A 12,570-nucleotide genomic window follows, 5' to 3' on the forward strand; every position below is an offset into this window, starting at 1 on the left:
GTCAGCTCGGCCAGCAGCCACAGGGGCAGGCCGATCTCGGGTGTGGGCGGCACTTGCCTGGATGAATCAGGCAAGTTCGATCCAGTGCTGCGCACGGGCAACCTCCATGAACTGCTCGATGTCGTCAGCGAGTTCGGGCACGCCCGGGAACTGCGTGTCGAGCTCATTGATAATCGCGGCGACGTCACGCTCGCCGTCGATCAAGCCGCCGTCTTCGCCGGGAGCGCCGTCGTGGTCCAGCAGGCGTTGAATCCACTCGCGGCGGATCTCGCGGTCCGGGCAGTTGGCCAGGATCGCCGCGTCCTTCAGCGGGATGTTCACCTGATAGTAAAAACGGTTGGCGACCCAGCCCTGGATCTGCTCGCGGGTCGCCCGGCCTTCATACATCGCCACGTGATACGGGTGATAGATGTGGTAATAGGCGCCCTTGGCGCGCAGGGCGGCTTCGAATTCGGCGGGGGACATCGGGGTGTCGGTCATCTGGGTTCTCCGGAGTACAGCCGGTGGATTCTTTGGTGGCTGCTCTGGCCCTTTCGCTGGCAAGCCAGCTCCTACAGGGGAATGCGGTCAACTGTAGGAGCTGGCTTGCCAGCGAAGGGGCCGTCAGTTACAACACAATACTCATGCCGTCATACGCCACTTCAACTTCACGGACGCAGACGCAGCACCACGCTAAAGGGTTAGCGGTTGGCAAAGTACATGGTGACTTCGAAGCCAATGCGCAGGTCGGTGTAGGCAGGTTTGGTCCACATGATCGAGTTCCTCTTTTTTTGAATGGATGGTTTCAAAAGCTGATCGGGCATCCTTGCCCCTTTGCGCTACCTCTGTGCAATCACGGCGTGGCCTTGGTCGCAACCGGTTGCTGTGCCTTGAGGTATTGGGCGTACTCCTGGCTCATTACGTAGTGCTTGATCTTCTCGACATCGGCGGGCTCGAGGCTGTCCTTGAAGGAGGGCATGCCCAGAGGCCGCAGTACGCCATCCAGGACGATCTGCTGGAACAGGTTTCGATGGGACTCGTCGGACTTGCGCAGATCGGGGATCAAGCCACCACTGATCGCACCCACACCGTGGCAGACGGAGCAGTAGGCACCGTACAGCTGCTGGCCGGCCGCGATATCCGCAGCGGGAGCGTCGACCGGTTTTGGCGTGCGGTTTACCGCCACCACTGTTTTTTCTGGTAGCGGCGGCAGAGAGGCCTTGCCGTCGAGTTTGAACACCAGCAGGCGGCTGACGTTACCCGCCCCCGGCGCCAAGGCGGCATCGCCTCCGATCAGCGGGGCGACCCCACCCCAGCCGGCCATCACGGCGATGTACTGCTCACCCTCCAGGCTGTAGGTCATGGGGGCGGCGACGATGCCGGTCTGTGCGCCGAACGACCAGAGCTTTTTGCCCTTGTCTGCAGAGTAAGCGATGAAGTTGCCGTCGGCCGTACCCTGGAACACCAGGTTGCCGGCGGTGCTCAAGGTGCCGCCGTTCCAGTAGTGAGCGTAGGGCACGCGCCAGGCTTCCTTCTGCTTGACCGGGTCCCAGGCCAGCAGGGCACCGGAAACGGCCTCGCGGGGGATCTCGGTGGCGTCGGAGAAGCCCGCGCCGGTGTTGAAGCCCTTGCGCTTGATGAAGTCCTTGCCTTCGTTGCGATAGACACCCGGGATCTCCTGGTAGGGGATATACACCAGGCCGGTTTGCGGGTTGAACGACATCGAATGCCAGCCGTGAGCGCCGAAGGGGCTCGGCCACATGACGATGGGCTCTTTCTGGTAGCGCACACCGGGCGCCTCCACCGGCTTGCCGGTAGCCAGGTCGATCTTCTCGGCCCAGGTGACCTTGCCGAACTTCTCGGCAGAGAGCAGCTCGCCGGTCTGGCGGTCAATGACATAGAAGAAGCCGTTCTTTGGCGCTTGCATCAGCACCTTGCGCATTTTGCCGGCGATCTCCAGGGTCGCCAGGGTAATCTGCTGGGTGGCGGTGAAGTCCCAGGAGTCGCCCGGTGTCACCTGATAGTGCCAGGCCAGCCGGCCGGTGTCCGGGTTGAGCGCAAGGATCGAGGACAGGTAGAGGTTGTCGCCGCCACCGGGGCTGCGCAGTTCACGGTTCCACGGCGAACCGTTGCCGGTGCCGACGTACAGCAGGTCCAGTTCAGGGTCATAGGCCATGCCGTCCCATACGGTGCCGCCGCCGCCGAGCTTCCAGTACTCGTTACCTTTCCAGGTCTTGGCCGCCTCGGCCAGCTCGGGATGTTCATAGGGTTTGTTCGGGTCGCCGGGCACGGTGTAGAAGCGCCAGGCTATCTCGCCGCTCTCGGCGTCATAGGCGGAGAAATAGCCCCGCACACCGTACTCGGCGCCACCGTTGCCGATGATGACCTTGCCCTTCACCACACGCGGCGCGCCGGTGATGGTGTAGGGCTTGCTGTTGTCGGTGGTCTGCTGGCTCCACACCTGTTGGCCGGTTTTTGCGTCGAGGGCAATCAGCCGGCCGTCCAGGGTGCCGATGAAAACCTTGCCGTTCCACAGCGCGACTCCGCGGTTGACCGCGTCACAGCAGGCGTCGCGGGCCTTGTCGCGGGCGATCTGCGGATCGAAGGTCCAGAGCGTCTTGCCGGTGCGTGCATCCACCGCGATCGCGCGGCTCCAGGACAGCGATGCGTAGAGCACGCCGTCGGCGAATAGCGGCGTGGCTTCCAGGCCGCGATGGTTATCAAGGTCGACGGACCAGGCCAGGCCCAGCTTGTCGGTGTTCTTCGCGGTGATCTGGTCCAGTGGGCTGAAGCGCTGTTCGTCATAGGTGCGGCCGTGGCTGAGCCATTGGCTACCGTCCTGCTTACTGGCAATGATGGCGGCCTGGTTGACCTGTGCGGCGACGGCCAGCGGCGCCAGCAAGGCGAAGGCCAGGCCAGCGAGAATTCGGGATGCAGACTGCGTGTTCATAGACGCAGGACTCCTGTTATTTGAATTGGAATGAGACCCTGGCGAGCGGCGATGGCTAGAACAGCTGCAGGATGCGCAAGTTGATGCGGCTGTCCTCTTCGAAGCCGTTGTCCACCGCGATGTCCTGCCCGTAATTGACCATCAACTGGGTGCCCGGGGTGACGAAGTACGACGTGCCGACCGTGAATTTGCTGGTGCCCGGCTTGTCGTCCATATCTATGTCACTGATGTTGCTTTCACCGCCCCAGAGCTTCGAAATGCCCGCACGCACATCGAAACGCTCGGTGAAGTTGTAGCGTAGAAAAGCCTGGCCCTGGTAGAGCGGGTCCTGCTTCTGGGTGTCGCCAGCGCTACCGAAGTCGTGGTTGTGGCCAAAGAAAGTCACGTCGCCGACCAGATCGAGGGTCAGCTTTTCGGTCAGGCCGGTGATATAGCCCGCTTGCAGGGCGAGCTTCCAGCGGTTCTCGCCGAGGTTGATCGCGCGGTCCTTGTCGTAGCTGCCGGTGGGCACGTAGAGGAACGGGGTGATACCGAAGTAGCGGCGATTTTTCGGTTCATTCAGCAGCCAGACGGTGGCGGCGAGGATCAGGTCGCCAGTGCCGCTGTCGTTGCCCAGGTCTTGCAGATCATCCTTGGCCCGCACGTTGCCGAACGGCAGGAGAAACTGCGGGTCGACGATGTAATCGCCGATCCTGGTGAAGTGCACGCCGCGCAGGATACCGATGTCGGAATCCAGACCGGCATCGATCGGCACCTTGTGGCCGTCGGAGTAGAGGGCATTGCGCTCGGCATGTTGGTAATAGACCAGGCCCAGGTTGGTGCCTTCGGGAAGGGCGGTGTAATCGCCGGCATCGACGTCCACCGCCATGGCGCTGCAAGAGAAACTGGCCAACAGGCCGAAGAGCGAAGCGTGAAACAGATGGACCAGGCGACACTGGTGTGACGGCCAGCCCGGGCTGCGACGAGCCGGCCCTGTGCTCATTTTCATGACATTACCTTTATTGTTTTTGTTTATGATCGACTTAGTGCCGGAGCGGTTATCCGGACTAACGTGAAGTCATTGAGCAGAGCTTGTGCCAGCTTTTTATGGTTTGTAAGAAAAGCTTTTAAATCAATGACTTGAGTAATAATAAGAAGTGTCGAAGGCCGCGCGGGAATTGTCCCGCTGTATCGCTGGCTCAAATTGAGACAGTGGCTTGGGGTCGAGCTGGCCCACTTCGAGACATTCGGCCGCGAGACGCATGCCATGCCCAAATTCAATAGCCCCGCGACACCTTCCTCGCGCAAGCGTTTCGTCGATTCACAAGTGATCGAGAGATCCTGGCAGCGCTCGCAGAACTACGGCCTGTGCCCGCGCGACAATCTGCTGTTTGACGCGCCAGTGGTTGCCAGTCGCGCGCAGATCGCCGAAAGCAATCGCCTGTTGCTGACCTGCGCCGCCCCGGAGATGGAGCAGCTGCACGCCGCCCTGTCGCCGAAAGACTGGGTGCTGGCCTGCCTCGATCTGGAAGGCGTGGTGCTCAGCAGCCTGGGTCGACTCAGCCCGGACAACCGCGAGTTGAATCAGGTGTTCCGTGTCGGTGCGCAGATCTCTGAACAAAACGTGGGCACCACCGCGCCGAGTTGCGTCCTGACCGAGCGCGATTCGGTGTTTTTTGTCGGCGAGGAGCATTACCTGGAGGAGGCTCGCCAATTCTCCTGCCTGGCCACGCCGATCTTTGGCCTGGACGGCGGCATCGTCGGGGTACTGGACGCCAGCAGCAAACATGGCGTGCCCTCGGTCTATACCCTCGATAGCCTGGTGTTCGCCGCTCGCGCCATCGAAAACCGCATGTTCGCCCAACTTGGCGACGTGCTGCTGGTGCATCTGCACCATCGCCTGGACATCCTCGGCACGCCACTGGAAGGTCTGCTGGCCTTCGACCCGGCCGGCAAGCTTCGCTGCGCCAACCGCATCGCCGGTCAGTTGTTGAAGCTCGGCGAGAACCACGCCGGCCTGGACTTTACCGAGCTGTTCGACATGCCCTTCGTCCATGCCACCTGTTATTGCCGCCACGACCTCAGCGCACCGTTGCGCCTGCGCGGTCACCACTGCGGCGACCTGCATGCTTGCATCACCCTCGGTCCCGAGCGCAAACCGGAACGGGGACAACGTCGGCTACCCTTGCCTGCGAGTACCGCCGAGCCGCTGCCAGCGCCGCAATCGGGCCCGTGCCTGCAGGATCCGGCCCTGCAGGACGCTCTGTCCCGCGCACGCAAGGCCTTCGCCCGCGACATCCCGGTGTTGATCAACGGTGAGACCGGCACGGGCAAGGAGGTCTTCGCCCGTCTGTTGCACGAAGGCAGCAGGCGCGCCGGCGAAGCCTTCGTTGCGATCAACTGTTCGTCCATCCCCGCCAGCCTGATCGAGTCGGAATTGTTCGGCCACGCCGAAGGTGCCTTTACCGGCAGCCGCAAGGGCGGCGCCAGCGGCAAGATCGAACAGGCGCACAAGGGCACCCTGTTCCTCGACGAGATCGGCGACATGCCCCCGGAGCTGCAGGGTCGCCTGCTGCGCGTGCTGCAGGAGCGCAGCCTGACCCGGCTTGGCAGCAGTCAGTTGATCAAGGTGGATTGCGCGTTGATCTGCGCCACTCATCGCGACCTCAAGCAGCTCAGCGCCAACCAGGGGTTTCGCGAGGATCTCTATTACCGCATCAACGGCCTGCGCGTGGTCCTGCCGGCGTTGCGTGAACGCCACGATCTCGACGCACTGATCCAGCACCTGCTGCGCGCCGAAACCAACGCGCACCCATCGCCCAGGCTGAGCAAGGTGGCGCTGCAGGCGCTGTTGGCGTACCGCTGGCCGGGCAATGTTCGTCAGCTTTACCAGACCCTGCGCCTGGCCGCTGCCCTGGCCGAGAATGAAGAGGAAATCGGCCTGCAGCACCTGCCGGACGACGTATTGGAGGATTGTGATACCCCGGTCGAATCAGCGCCAGGTACGCCGCAGCCGCAGCCGAAGGCGGGGGATACCCTGCAGGTCTCGAAGCTGCGCGCGATCAAGGCGGCGGTGGAAGCGAGCGGCGGCAACCTCTCGGCCGCCGCGCGCAGCCTGGGGATCGGGCGAGCGACCCTGTACCGCAAGCTCAAGGCAATCGAGGAGGGTTATCAACTGCCGTCGGATTGAGACGTGAGAAACCACAGAATCCAGGCACTGACACTGATCAAGGCCCCCAGCAGGCTGACGGCCTCCCAACCCCAAAACGCATAAACTTGGGTCGCGGCGGCGGCCCCCAGCGCGCTGCCGACCGAGTAGAAGCACATGTAGGCGCCGACCATGCGGCTTTGGGCGTCGGGTCGTGCGGCGAAAATGATGCTCTGGTTGGTGACGTGCACGGCCTGCACCGCGAAGTCGAGCAGGACGACGCCGCAGACCAGCGCGACCAGCGACGTCTCGGCAACGCTGATGGGCAACCAGGACAGCGTCAGGAGCCCTAGCGCAATGCCGGTCACGCGTTGCCCCAGGCCTTGGTCGGCCCAGCGACCGGCGCGTCTGGCAGCCAGGGCACCGGCGACACCGGCCAGGCCGAACAGGCCGATGGCGGTGTGTGAAAGCGACAGCGGCGGGGCGCTCAACGGCAGGACCATGGCTGTCCACAGCACGGAAAAAGCGGCGAAGATCAGCAGCGCCAGCAGGCCCCTGGCGCGCAACGTGGGTTCGCTGATGAACAGTTTGAACAGCGAGCCGATGAGCGCGAGGTAGGTATCCTTTTGCCTGGGGGAGGGTGTGACAGGCACTACTTTCCACAGCACTGCCGCGAGGGTCAGCATCAAACCTGAAGACACAAAGTAGACAGCGCGCCAGCCTGCGATGTCTGCGATCAAGCCGGAAGTAAATCGCGCCAGAAGGATGCCCAGGACAATGCCACTGGTGACCGTCCCGACTGCTTGCCCGCGTTGCGAGGGCGTTGCCAGCACAGCGGCGTAGGCCACCAGCACCTGAACGACCACTGCCAGCAAACCCATCACGATCATGGCAGCCAACAGGGCCAGCCATTGCTGTGCTGCACCGACCGCCGCCAGTGCCACCGCAGACAGCAGGACTTGCGTCAACATCAGTCGCTTGCGGTTGACCAGGTCCCCCAGCGGGACGATGAACAGCAACCCCAATGCGTAGCCGACCTGAGTGGCCGTCACCACAACCCCGATCATTGATGAGGCCACACCCAGGCTCTGCGCCATGGAGTCGAGTAGTGGTTGGGCGAAGTAAACATTGGCCACTGCCAGCGCGCAGGTGATGGAAAACAACAACGTGAGCGATGGCGAGAGCCCTTGAAAGCGGTCGGTTACCGCAGGCGATATTGGCGAAGGCTCCCTGACCAGACATTGGCTGGCTGAATCGACATCTGCTGTCATGTGCGCCTCCATGGGCTAAACTGGTTTCAATTGAAAACTGGTTTCAATTGTTGGTGTATTCGGTTTCAAATTGCAACCACATTCCGCAAGGTCAACAAAATGCTCGAAGACACCTCACCGCCAGGCAACGAATGCCCGGTAGCCAGAACACTGGAAGTCATTGGCGATCGCTGGTCACTCATGATCATCCGCGACGCTTTCGACGATATTCGCCGGTTCAGCGAATTTCAAAAGAGCCTGGGCGTGGCGAAGAATATTCTGGCGTCGCGATTGAAGGCGCTGGTCGAGGTCGGGATATTCGACGTTCGACCGGCGTCGGATGGCAGTGCCTACAAGGAGTACGTGCTGACGGAAAAAGGGCGGGAGATCTTTCCGGTGGTGGTCAGCATGCGGCAGTGGGGCGAACGTTTTCTGTTCGAGCCCCAGGAGACCCGTTCCGTGCTGCTGGACAACAGGTCCGGCCAGCCGCTGATGCCGATTGAGGTTCGCTCAGCAAGCGGGCAGAAGCTGGGACCTGCTGATTGCCACAGGGTTAGGCGCCTTGATGGCGAATCGTGAATTGAGGGGCAGACCGGCACCTTTGGCGCCCGCCGATTAATTTTTACGCTTTTTTTACGGTAGGCGGTTCAGTCTGCAACGATACTGGCCGCGATTTTCAACGGTCCATGCATCTGCATTTTTAATGGCACTGGCAATGTATTGCCCAAGGATGACGTGAACTTCTTCCCCCACCATACGAGAGAAGCGGCCCTTGAGTAAAACAGTGACCCTTGCACACACAGATTCCCCATCCAGAACCTCAGGGGTCGGCTTGCTCGTCGCCGCTGTCGGGGTGGTTTATGGGGACATTGGCACCAGCCCCCTCTACACGCTCAAAGAAGTCTTTTCCGGCCACTACGGCGTCCAGGTCAATCACGACGGAGTGCTGGGCATTCTGTCGTTGATCTTCTGGTCGCTGATCTGGGTGGTCTCGATCAAGTACGTGTTGTTCATCCTGCGTGCCAACAATCAGGGTGAAGGCGGCATCATGGCGTTGACCGCGTTAGCCCGTCGCGCGGCAGCACCTTATCCGTACATGAGCAAGGCACTGGTGCTGCTCGGCCTGTTTGGCGCGGCACTTTTTTACGGGGACAGCATGATTACCCCGGCCATTTCGGTGCTCTCCGCGGTTGAAGGACTGCAGCTGGCGTTTGACGGAATCGAACACTGGGTCGTGCCCTTGTCAGTGATCGTGCTGGTGGCGCTGTTCCTGATACAAAAACACGGCACGGCTCGAATCGGCATCCTGTTTGGTCCGGTCATGGTGCTGTGGTTCGTGGTGTTGGGTGCGCTTGGGATCTATGGGATCTTGCAGCGCCCAGAAGTGTTGCAAGCGCTCAATCCTGCCTGGGCCGTGCAGTTCTTCGTGGTTCATCCGGGAATCGGGGTGGTGATTCTGGGCGCTGTCGTGTTGGCACTGACCGGTGCTGAAGCACTGTATGCCGACATGGGCCACTTTGGCCGCAAACCGATCTCGCGCGCGTGGTTCATCCTCGTACTGCCCGGTTTGGTGCTCAATTACTTTGGCCAGGGCGCCTTGATCCTGGGTAACCCGGAGGCTGTGCGCAACCCGTTCTATCTGCTGGCGCCTGATTGGGCCCTGCTGCCGATGGTCGCGCTCTCCACACTGGCCACCATCATCGCTTCTCAAGCAGTGATTTCCGGTGCGTTCTCCCTGACTCGCCAGGCCATCCAGCTGGGTTATATCCCCCGCATGTTTATCCAGCACACCTCCAGTCAGGAGCAAGGGCAGATCTACATCGGCACGGTCAACTGGGCATTGATGGTCGGTGTAGTCCTGCTGGTCATCGGCTTCGAGTCGTCCAGTGCGTTGGCCGCAGCCTATGGCGTCGCAGTGACGGGGACCATGTTGATCACGACAATATTGTCCTCGGCGGTTGTCCTGCTGCTATGGAAAACGCCGCGCTGGTTGGCCATTCCAATGCTGCTCGGTTTCCTGCTGGTCGACAGCCTGTACTTCGCGGCCAATGCGCCGAAGATTTTCCAGGGCGGCGCGTTCCCGGTGATTGCCGGCATTGGCCTGTTCATTTTGATGACGACCTGGAAGCGCGGCAGGAAAATCATTGTCGAGCGCTTGGATGAAACCGCACTGCCGCTCCCGCTATTCATCGACAGCATCCGTTCGCAACCTCCCCATCGTGTGCAAGGCACGGCAGTGTTCCTGACGGCCAGGACCGATGCTGTTCCTCATGCGCTGTTGCACAACCTGCTGCATAACCAGGTTTTGCATGAGCAGGTGGTACTGCTCACCGTAGTGTCTGAGGACAGCCCTCGCGTGAGTGCGCAACAGCGGTTCGAGGTTGAAGCCTATGGTGAAGGGTTCTTCCGGGTCAGCCTGCACTTTGGTTTTATCGAGGAGCCCGATGTCCCCTTGGCCTTGAGTCTGTGCCACTTGACGGAGCTGGATTTCAGCCCGATGCGCACGACCTATTTCCTCAGCCGGGAAACGGTGATTCCGACCAGGCGCATCGGCATGGCCCGTTGGCGAGAAAGCCTGTTTGCGTTTTTGCTCAAGAACGCCAACAGCAATCTGAAGTACTTCAAGTTGCCGTTGAATCGGGTGATTGAGCTGGGCACACAGGTTGAGATGTAAAGATCTCGAGCGTTCAATGCGGACCATGGATGCTGGATGAGCCCCGTGTCAGACGCTTGAGCGCGACGACCATCAGCCCCCCCGCAACCAGCATTCCCGTGAGAAAAAGCGGATAGGCCGCGTTGAATTTCTGCTGCAACTCGCGAGCCGCCTCGGCCTTGGCAAACAGCTCCTGGATCAGGCGGAAGCGTGTGCGCGCGCTCACGACCGCGCCTACCTGCGACTGGAAGTGCGGCCGGATAATCCCGTCGCGATCAGCCTTTATGAGCGTAACGGTTACCGACGCTTCGCTGTGGTTCGCGACTACTACGAAGACCATGCGCCTGCATTGCGTCTGGAGAAGCGCATTTGAGCAGTAGCTGATGCGTCGTGACGCGCAAATCCGGCACCAATCTGCCAGATTGCTAAACCAGCTGGCGAATTCCCAGGGACAAAATCAACCCACCGCACAGTCGATCGATGGCTTTTTTCCTCCCTCGATATGCGCCAGCAATCCTGGGTTGCGAAAGGGCGATGGCGACCATGCCATACCAGGCCATCGACACCACCACGACAACCGCCAGCATCGACGCAAAGGTGCCTGGCGAAACGTGGGCGGGGGCGGCGGCTGAAAAAACCGCGGCATAGAAGGCCATGGACTTGGGGTTGCCAATGTTGGTCACTACCCCCTGGATAAAGGCCTGCCTGCAACTACCGGCGACGGCATCCTCTGGCAGGCCAGGCGCATGCTTCCCCGCATTGATCAGCAGGCGCAAGCCGAACCACATCAGGTAGGCGGCCCCCAGAACCTTCACCACAAGCGAAGCCCAGGGGAGCGCAGCAAAGACAATCCCGAGACCTGCAATGGCACAGGTGGACCAGAACAGGTTGACCAGCACGATCCCTGCTACCAAGGCCAGGGCTTGCGACCGTGTAGCCGCAACCGCTTTGTGGACCACTGCGACGAAATTGGGTCCAGGGATAACGACGCCGGCCAGGTACACCAGAAAAACCGTCAAAACGGCAGAACCATCGATCATGTGCTTCCTCGCAAGTCCCGCGGACGGTGATTATGACCAGGCAAACATTCCATTATCGTCCGGGCTGCCATTGTGAATACTCAGGCAGTCCTTTCCCATTCAGCCACGCTACGTCCTGCTCCGTCCAGATGTGGTACTTGGGCCTGGCGCCAGGCTCCTCATCCAGCGTGGCTACGCGCACGATCATTGCAGCTGAGCCGATACGCTCAGCGGCAAGGTGCGATCCGCAGTGGCAACAGAAGTGTCGCAGCTTCCCGGGTGATGACTCGAAAGCCCGCAATGCGTCCCGGCCTCGAGTCCATCGGAAATGCGCTCTCAGCACGCCTGCCGTGGAAACATAAGCGGCGGCATGGGTCTTGCGACAGGTACTGCAATGACAATGGCTGATGGGCATATCGACGCTGTCGATCTCATAACCTACCGCCCCACAGGCGCAGCTTCCTTTCATTTCATCCTCCGGTTTTGCCAGTGTGCGCAGATCAGGGTGTGATTCGTTTTTGCGGTTTGCTACGCAGCAAGTTCGACGTAGCTCGACTCGCCACCACCAGTCGCACCGGATAACCAGCCCCATACGAAGGCCAGCGTGGTATATCCCGTGTGATCAACGCCCACCGTGCCACGGGACCAGCCGGAAAGAATCTCGCCCTCCGTGGTCAGGCAATGAAACAGCAGCTCGATGGTATCGGGGCCTGTCACGCGGCCGACTTGGTGGCCCATGCGGATCTTGCCGCCCTGGTAAGTCCCCGAAATGGCATCGCCCTCGACCTGGTAATGAAAGACCGTGCCTGCGCCGGATAGCCCGTGGGTGTTGCCCGCTACCGTAAATCGGCGATCGTGCAAGCGCTCGCTGAGTTGAGAAAAGGGGATTTGCATAATGTCGCGTCCTTGTAGTGGAGAGGGTCCATTCCGCGTTGGCTGCATCGCTGGTCGTAATTTACCGACGAATCATCCCTGCCGGGTGGAAAAGATTGCCGGCATCTGCAGATGCTTGTAAATGGCCAAAAACCGCAGGCCGAAGGTGAAGACCAAGGCAATCCAGCCGGCGACCCAGATGGTCGGGAACACGTCTCGCAACAGGACGTAGAGGGTGCAGCCCAACAGAATGGGCGTGGCGTAGATCTCCCGCGACATCAGCAGCGAAACCCGACCAGCCAGGACATCCCGGACGATACCGCCGCCGATGCTGGTCAGCACGCCCATCATCACCGCCAGGGGGGCAGCCAGCTGCAAGGCCAGGACTTTTTCGGTGGCCGACAAGCCGAACAGCGCCGCTGCCAGACCGTCGAGATACAGCAGGATACGGTAACGTCGTTGCAGGCGTTGCGTGCAAAAGAACGCCAACAGCGCAGCGAACAGGGCGACCCAGATGTAGTTGAAGTCGGCGATCCAGAAGATCGGCAGATCGAGCAGCAGGTCCCTTATCGTGCCACCCCCAATGGCGGTGATGATCCCCAGCACTACGGCACCAAATAAATCCACATCGGCTTTCTTGATTGCCAGCACGCCGGTGATGGAAAACACGGCAATGCCCAACATTTGCTGGAAATAAAGCATCTGGTATTCCTTTCAGG

The 12,570-nt window shown here is 60.8% G+C and carries 12 protein-coding genes and 2 pseudogenes; 4 read left to right on the top strand and 10 right to left on the bottom strand.

Annotated features, from left to right (window positions below):
* Positions 1-66: 66 nt before the first annotated feature.
* The 5 genes and pseudogenes from pqqD to NPS56_RS20220 form a co-directional block, all read right to left on the bottom strand.
* Positions 67-204 carry a pyrroloquinoline quinone biosynthesis peptide chaperone PqqD gene (gene pqqD, locus NPS56_RS20200; protein ID WP_274076357.1) on the bottom strand — a complete coding sequence of 46 codons (138 nt, stop codon included), beginning with the start codon at positions 202-204 and terminating at the stop codon, positions 67-69.
* Positions 204-480: pseudogene (locus NPS56_RS20205) on the bottom strand (pyrroloquinoline-quinone synthase PqqC); the annotation flags it as partial. The pseudogene NPS56_RS20205 and the gene pqqD, both read right to left, overlap by 1 nt.
* 200 nt (positions 481-680) lie before the next feature.
* Positions 681-752, bottom strand: coding sequence for a pyrroloquinoline quinone precursor peptide PqqA (gene pqqA / locus NPS56_RS20210; RefSeq protein WP_003243383.1), 72 nt, complete (start codon positions 750-752; stop codon positions 681-683).
* Positions 753-832: 80 nt separating this feature from the next.
* The gene (locus tag NPS56_RS20215; protein ID WP_274076248.1) at positions 833-2,929 is read right to left on the bottom strand and encodes a PQQ-dependent dehydrogenase, methanol/ethanol family; all 2,097 of its coding nucleotides are present in this window, start codon (positions 2,927-2,929) and stop codon (positions 833-835) included.
* 55 nt (positions 2,930-2,984) lie between these two features.
* A complete protein-coding gene (locus tag NPS56_RS20220; protein WP_274076249.1) occupies positions 2,985-3,917 on the bottom strand; it encodes a transporter in 933 nt (310 codons plus the stop codon).
* 258 nt (positions 3,918-4,175) lie between these two features.
* Between NPS56_RS20220 and NPS56_RS20225 the strand changes: the two genes are divergently transcribed.
* Complete coding sequence (locus NPS56_RS20225) at positions 4,176-6,098, top strand: sigma-54-dependent Fis family transcriptional regulator (RefSeq protein ID WP_274076250.1); 1,923 nt, start codon at positions 4,176-4,178, stop codon at positions 6,096-6,098.
* On the opposite strand, the gene NPS56_RS20230 is transcribed toward NPS56_RS20225, so the two are convergent.
* Complete coding sequence (locus NPS56_RS20230; protein ID WP_274076251.1) at positions 6,080-7,327, bottom strand: MFS transporter; 1,248 nt, start codon at positions 7,325-7,327, stop codon at positions 6,080-6,082. The two genes, NPS56_RS20225 and NPS56_RS20230, sit on opposite strands and share 19 nt — an antisense overlap.
* A 99-nt stretch (positions 7,328-7,426) precedes the next feature.
* On the opposite strand from NPS56_RS20230, the gene NPS56_RS20235 reads away from it, so the two are divergent.
* The 3 genes and pseudogenes from NPS56_RS20235 to NPS56_RS20245 all read left to right on the top strand — a co-directional run.
* Positions 7,427-7,885: a winged helix-turn-helix transcriptional regulator gene (locus NPS56_RS20235; RefSeq protein WP_274076252.1), complete on the top strand. Its 459-nt coding sequence runs from the start codon at positions 7,427-7,429 to the stop codon at positions 7,883-7,885.
* Between the two features lie 193 nt (positions 7,886-8,078).
* Positions 8,079-9,980: a potassium transporter Kup gene (locus NPS56_RS20240; RefSeq protein WP_274076253.1), complete on the top strand. Its 1,902-nt coding sequence runs from the start codon at positions 8,079-8,081 to the stop codon at positions 9,978-9,980.
* 151 nt (positions 9,981-10,131) lie between these two features.
* Positions 10,132-10,329: pseudogene (locus NPS56_RS20245) on the top strand (GNAT family N-acetyltransferase); the annotation flags it as partial.
* Between the two features lie 55 nt (positions 10,330-10,384).
* On the opposite strand, the gene NPS56_RS20250 reads toward NPS56_RS20245, so the two are convergent.
* The 4 genes from NPS56_RS20250 to NPS56_RS20265 form a co-directional block, all read right to left on the bottom strand.
* Positions 10,385-10,999 carry a LysE family translocator gene (locus tag NPS56_RS20250; RefSeq protein WP_274076254.1) on the bottom strand — a complete coding sequence of 205 codons (615 nt, stop codon included), beginning with the start codon at positions 10,997-10,999 and terminating at the stop codon, positions 10,385-10,387.
* Between the two features lie 52 nt (positions 11,000-11,051).
* A complete protein-coding gene (locus NPS56_RS20255; RefSeq protein WP_337994671.1) occupies positions 11,052-11,570 on the bottom strand; it encodes a GFA family protein in 519 nt (172 codons plus the stop codon).
* Positions 11,507-11,872 (bottom strand): hypothetical protein, encoded by a 366-nt coding sequence (locus NPS56_RS20260; RefSeq protein ID WP_274076256.1) that lies wholly within the window; start codon positions 11,870-11,872, stop codon positions 11,507-11,509. Before NPS56_RS20260 ends, NPS56_RS20255 begins: the two co-directional genes overlap by 64 nt.
* A gap of 72 nt (positions 11,873-11,944) precedes the next feature.
* A complete protein-coding gene (locus NPS56_RS20265) occupies positions 11,945-12,553 on the bottom strand; it encodes a trimeric intracellular cation channel family protein (RefSeq protein ID WP_274076257.1) in 609 nt (202 codons plus the stop codon).
* Between the last annotated feature and the right edge of the window lie 17 nt (positions 12,554-12,570).

The organism is Pseudomonas putida (assembly GCF_028682635.1).
Taxonomy (GTDB): Bacteria; Pseudomonadota; Gammaproteobacteria; order Pseudomonadales; family Pseudomonadaceae; genus Aquipseudomonas; species Aquipseudomonas putida_AE.

Excerpts from the sequence above, each read along its gene's own strand:
- NPS56_RS20260 (WP_274076256.1), bottom strand. The coding sequence starts at position 11,872 with ATGCAAATCCCCTTTTCTCAACTCAGCGAGCGCTTGCACGATCGCCGA.
- NPS56_RS20265 (WP_274076257.1), bottom strand. The coding sequence starts at position 12,553 with ATGCTTTATTTCCAGCAAATGTTGGGCATTGCCGTGTTTTCCATCACC.
- NPS56_RS20255 (WP_337994671.1), bottom strand. The coding sequence starts at position 11,570 with ATGGGGCTGGTTATCCGGTGCGACTGGTGGTGGCGAGTCGAGCTACGT.
- NPS56_RS20220 (WP_274076249.1), bottom strand. The coding sequence starts at position 3,917 with ATGAAAATGAGCACAGGGCCGGCTCGTCGCAGCCCGGGCTGGCCGTCA.
- NPS56_RS20215 (WP_274076248.1), bottom strand. The coding sequence starts at position 2,929 with ATGAACACGCAGTCTGCATCCCGAATTCTCGCTGGCCTGGCCTTCGCC.
- NPS56_RS20235 (WP_274076252.1), top strand. The coding sequence starts at position 7,427 with ATGCTCGAAGACACCTCACCGCCAGGCAACGAATGCCCGGTAGCCAGA.
- NPS56_RS20225 (WP_274076250.1), top strand. The coding sequence starts at position 4,176 with ATGCCCAAATTCAATAGCCCCGCGACACCTTCCTCGCGCAAGCGTTTC.
- NPS56_RS20250 (WP_274076254.1), bottom strand. The coding sequence starts at position 10,999 with ATGATCGATGGTTCTGCCGTTTTGACGGTTTTTCTGGTGTACCTGGCC.
- NPS56_RS20230 (WP_274076251.1), bottom strand. The coding sequence starts at position 7,327 with ATGACAGCAGATGTCGATTCAGCCAGCCAATGTCTGGTCAGGGAGCCT.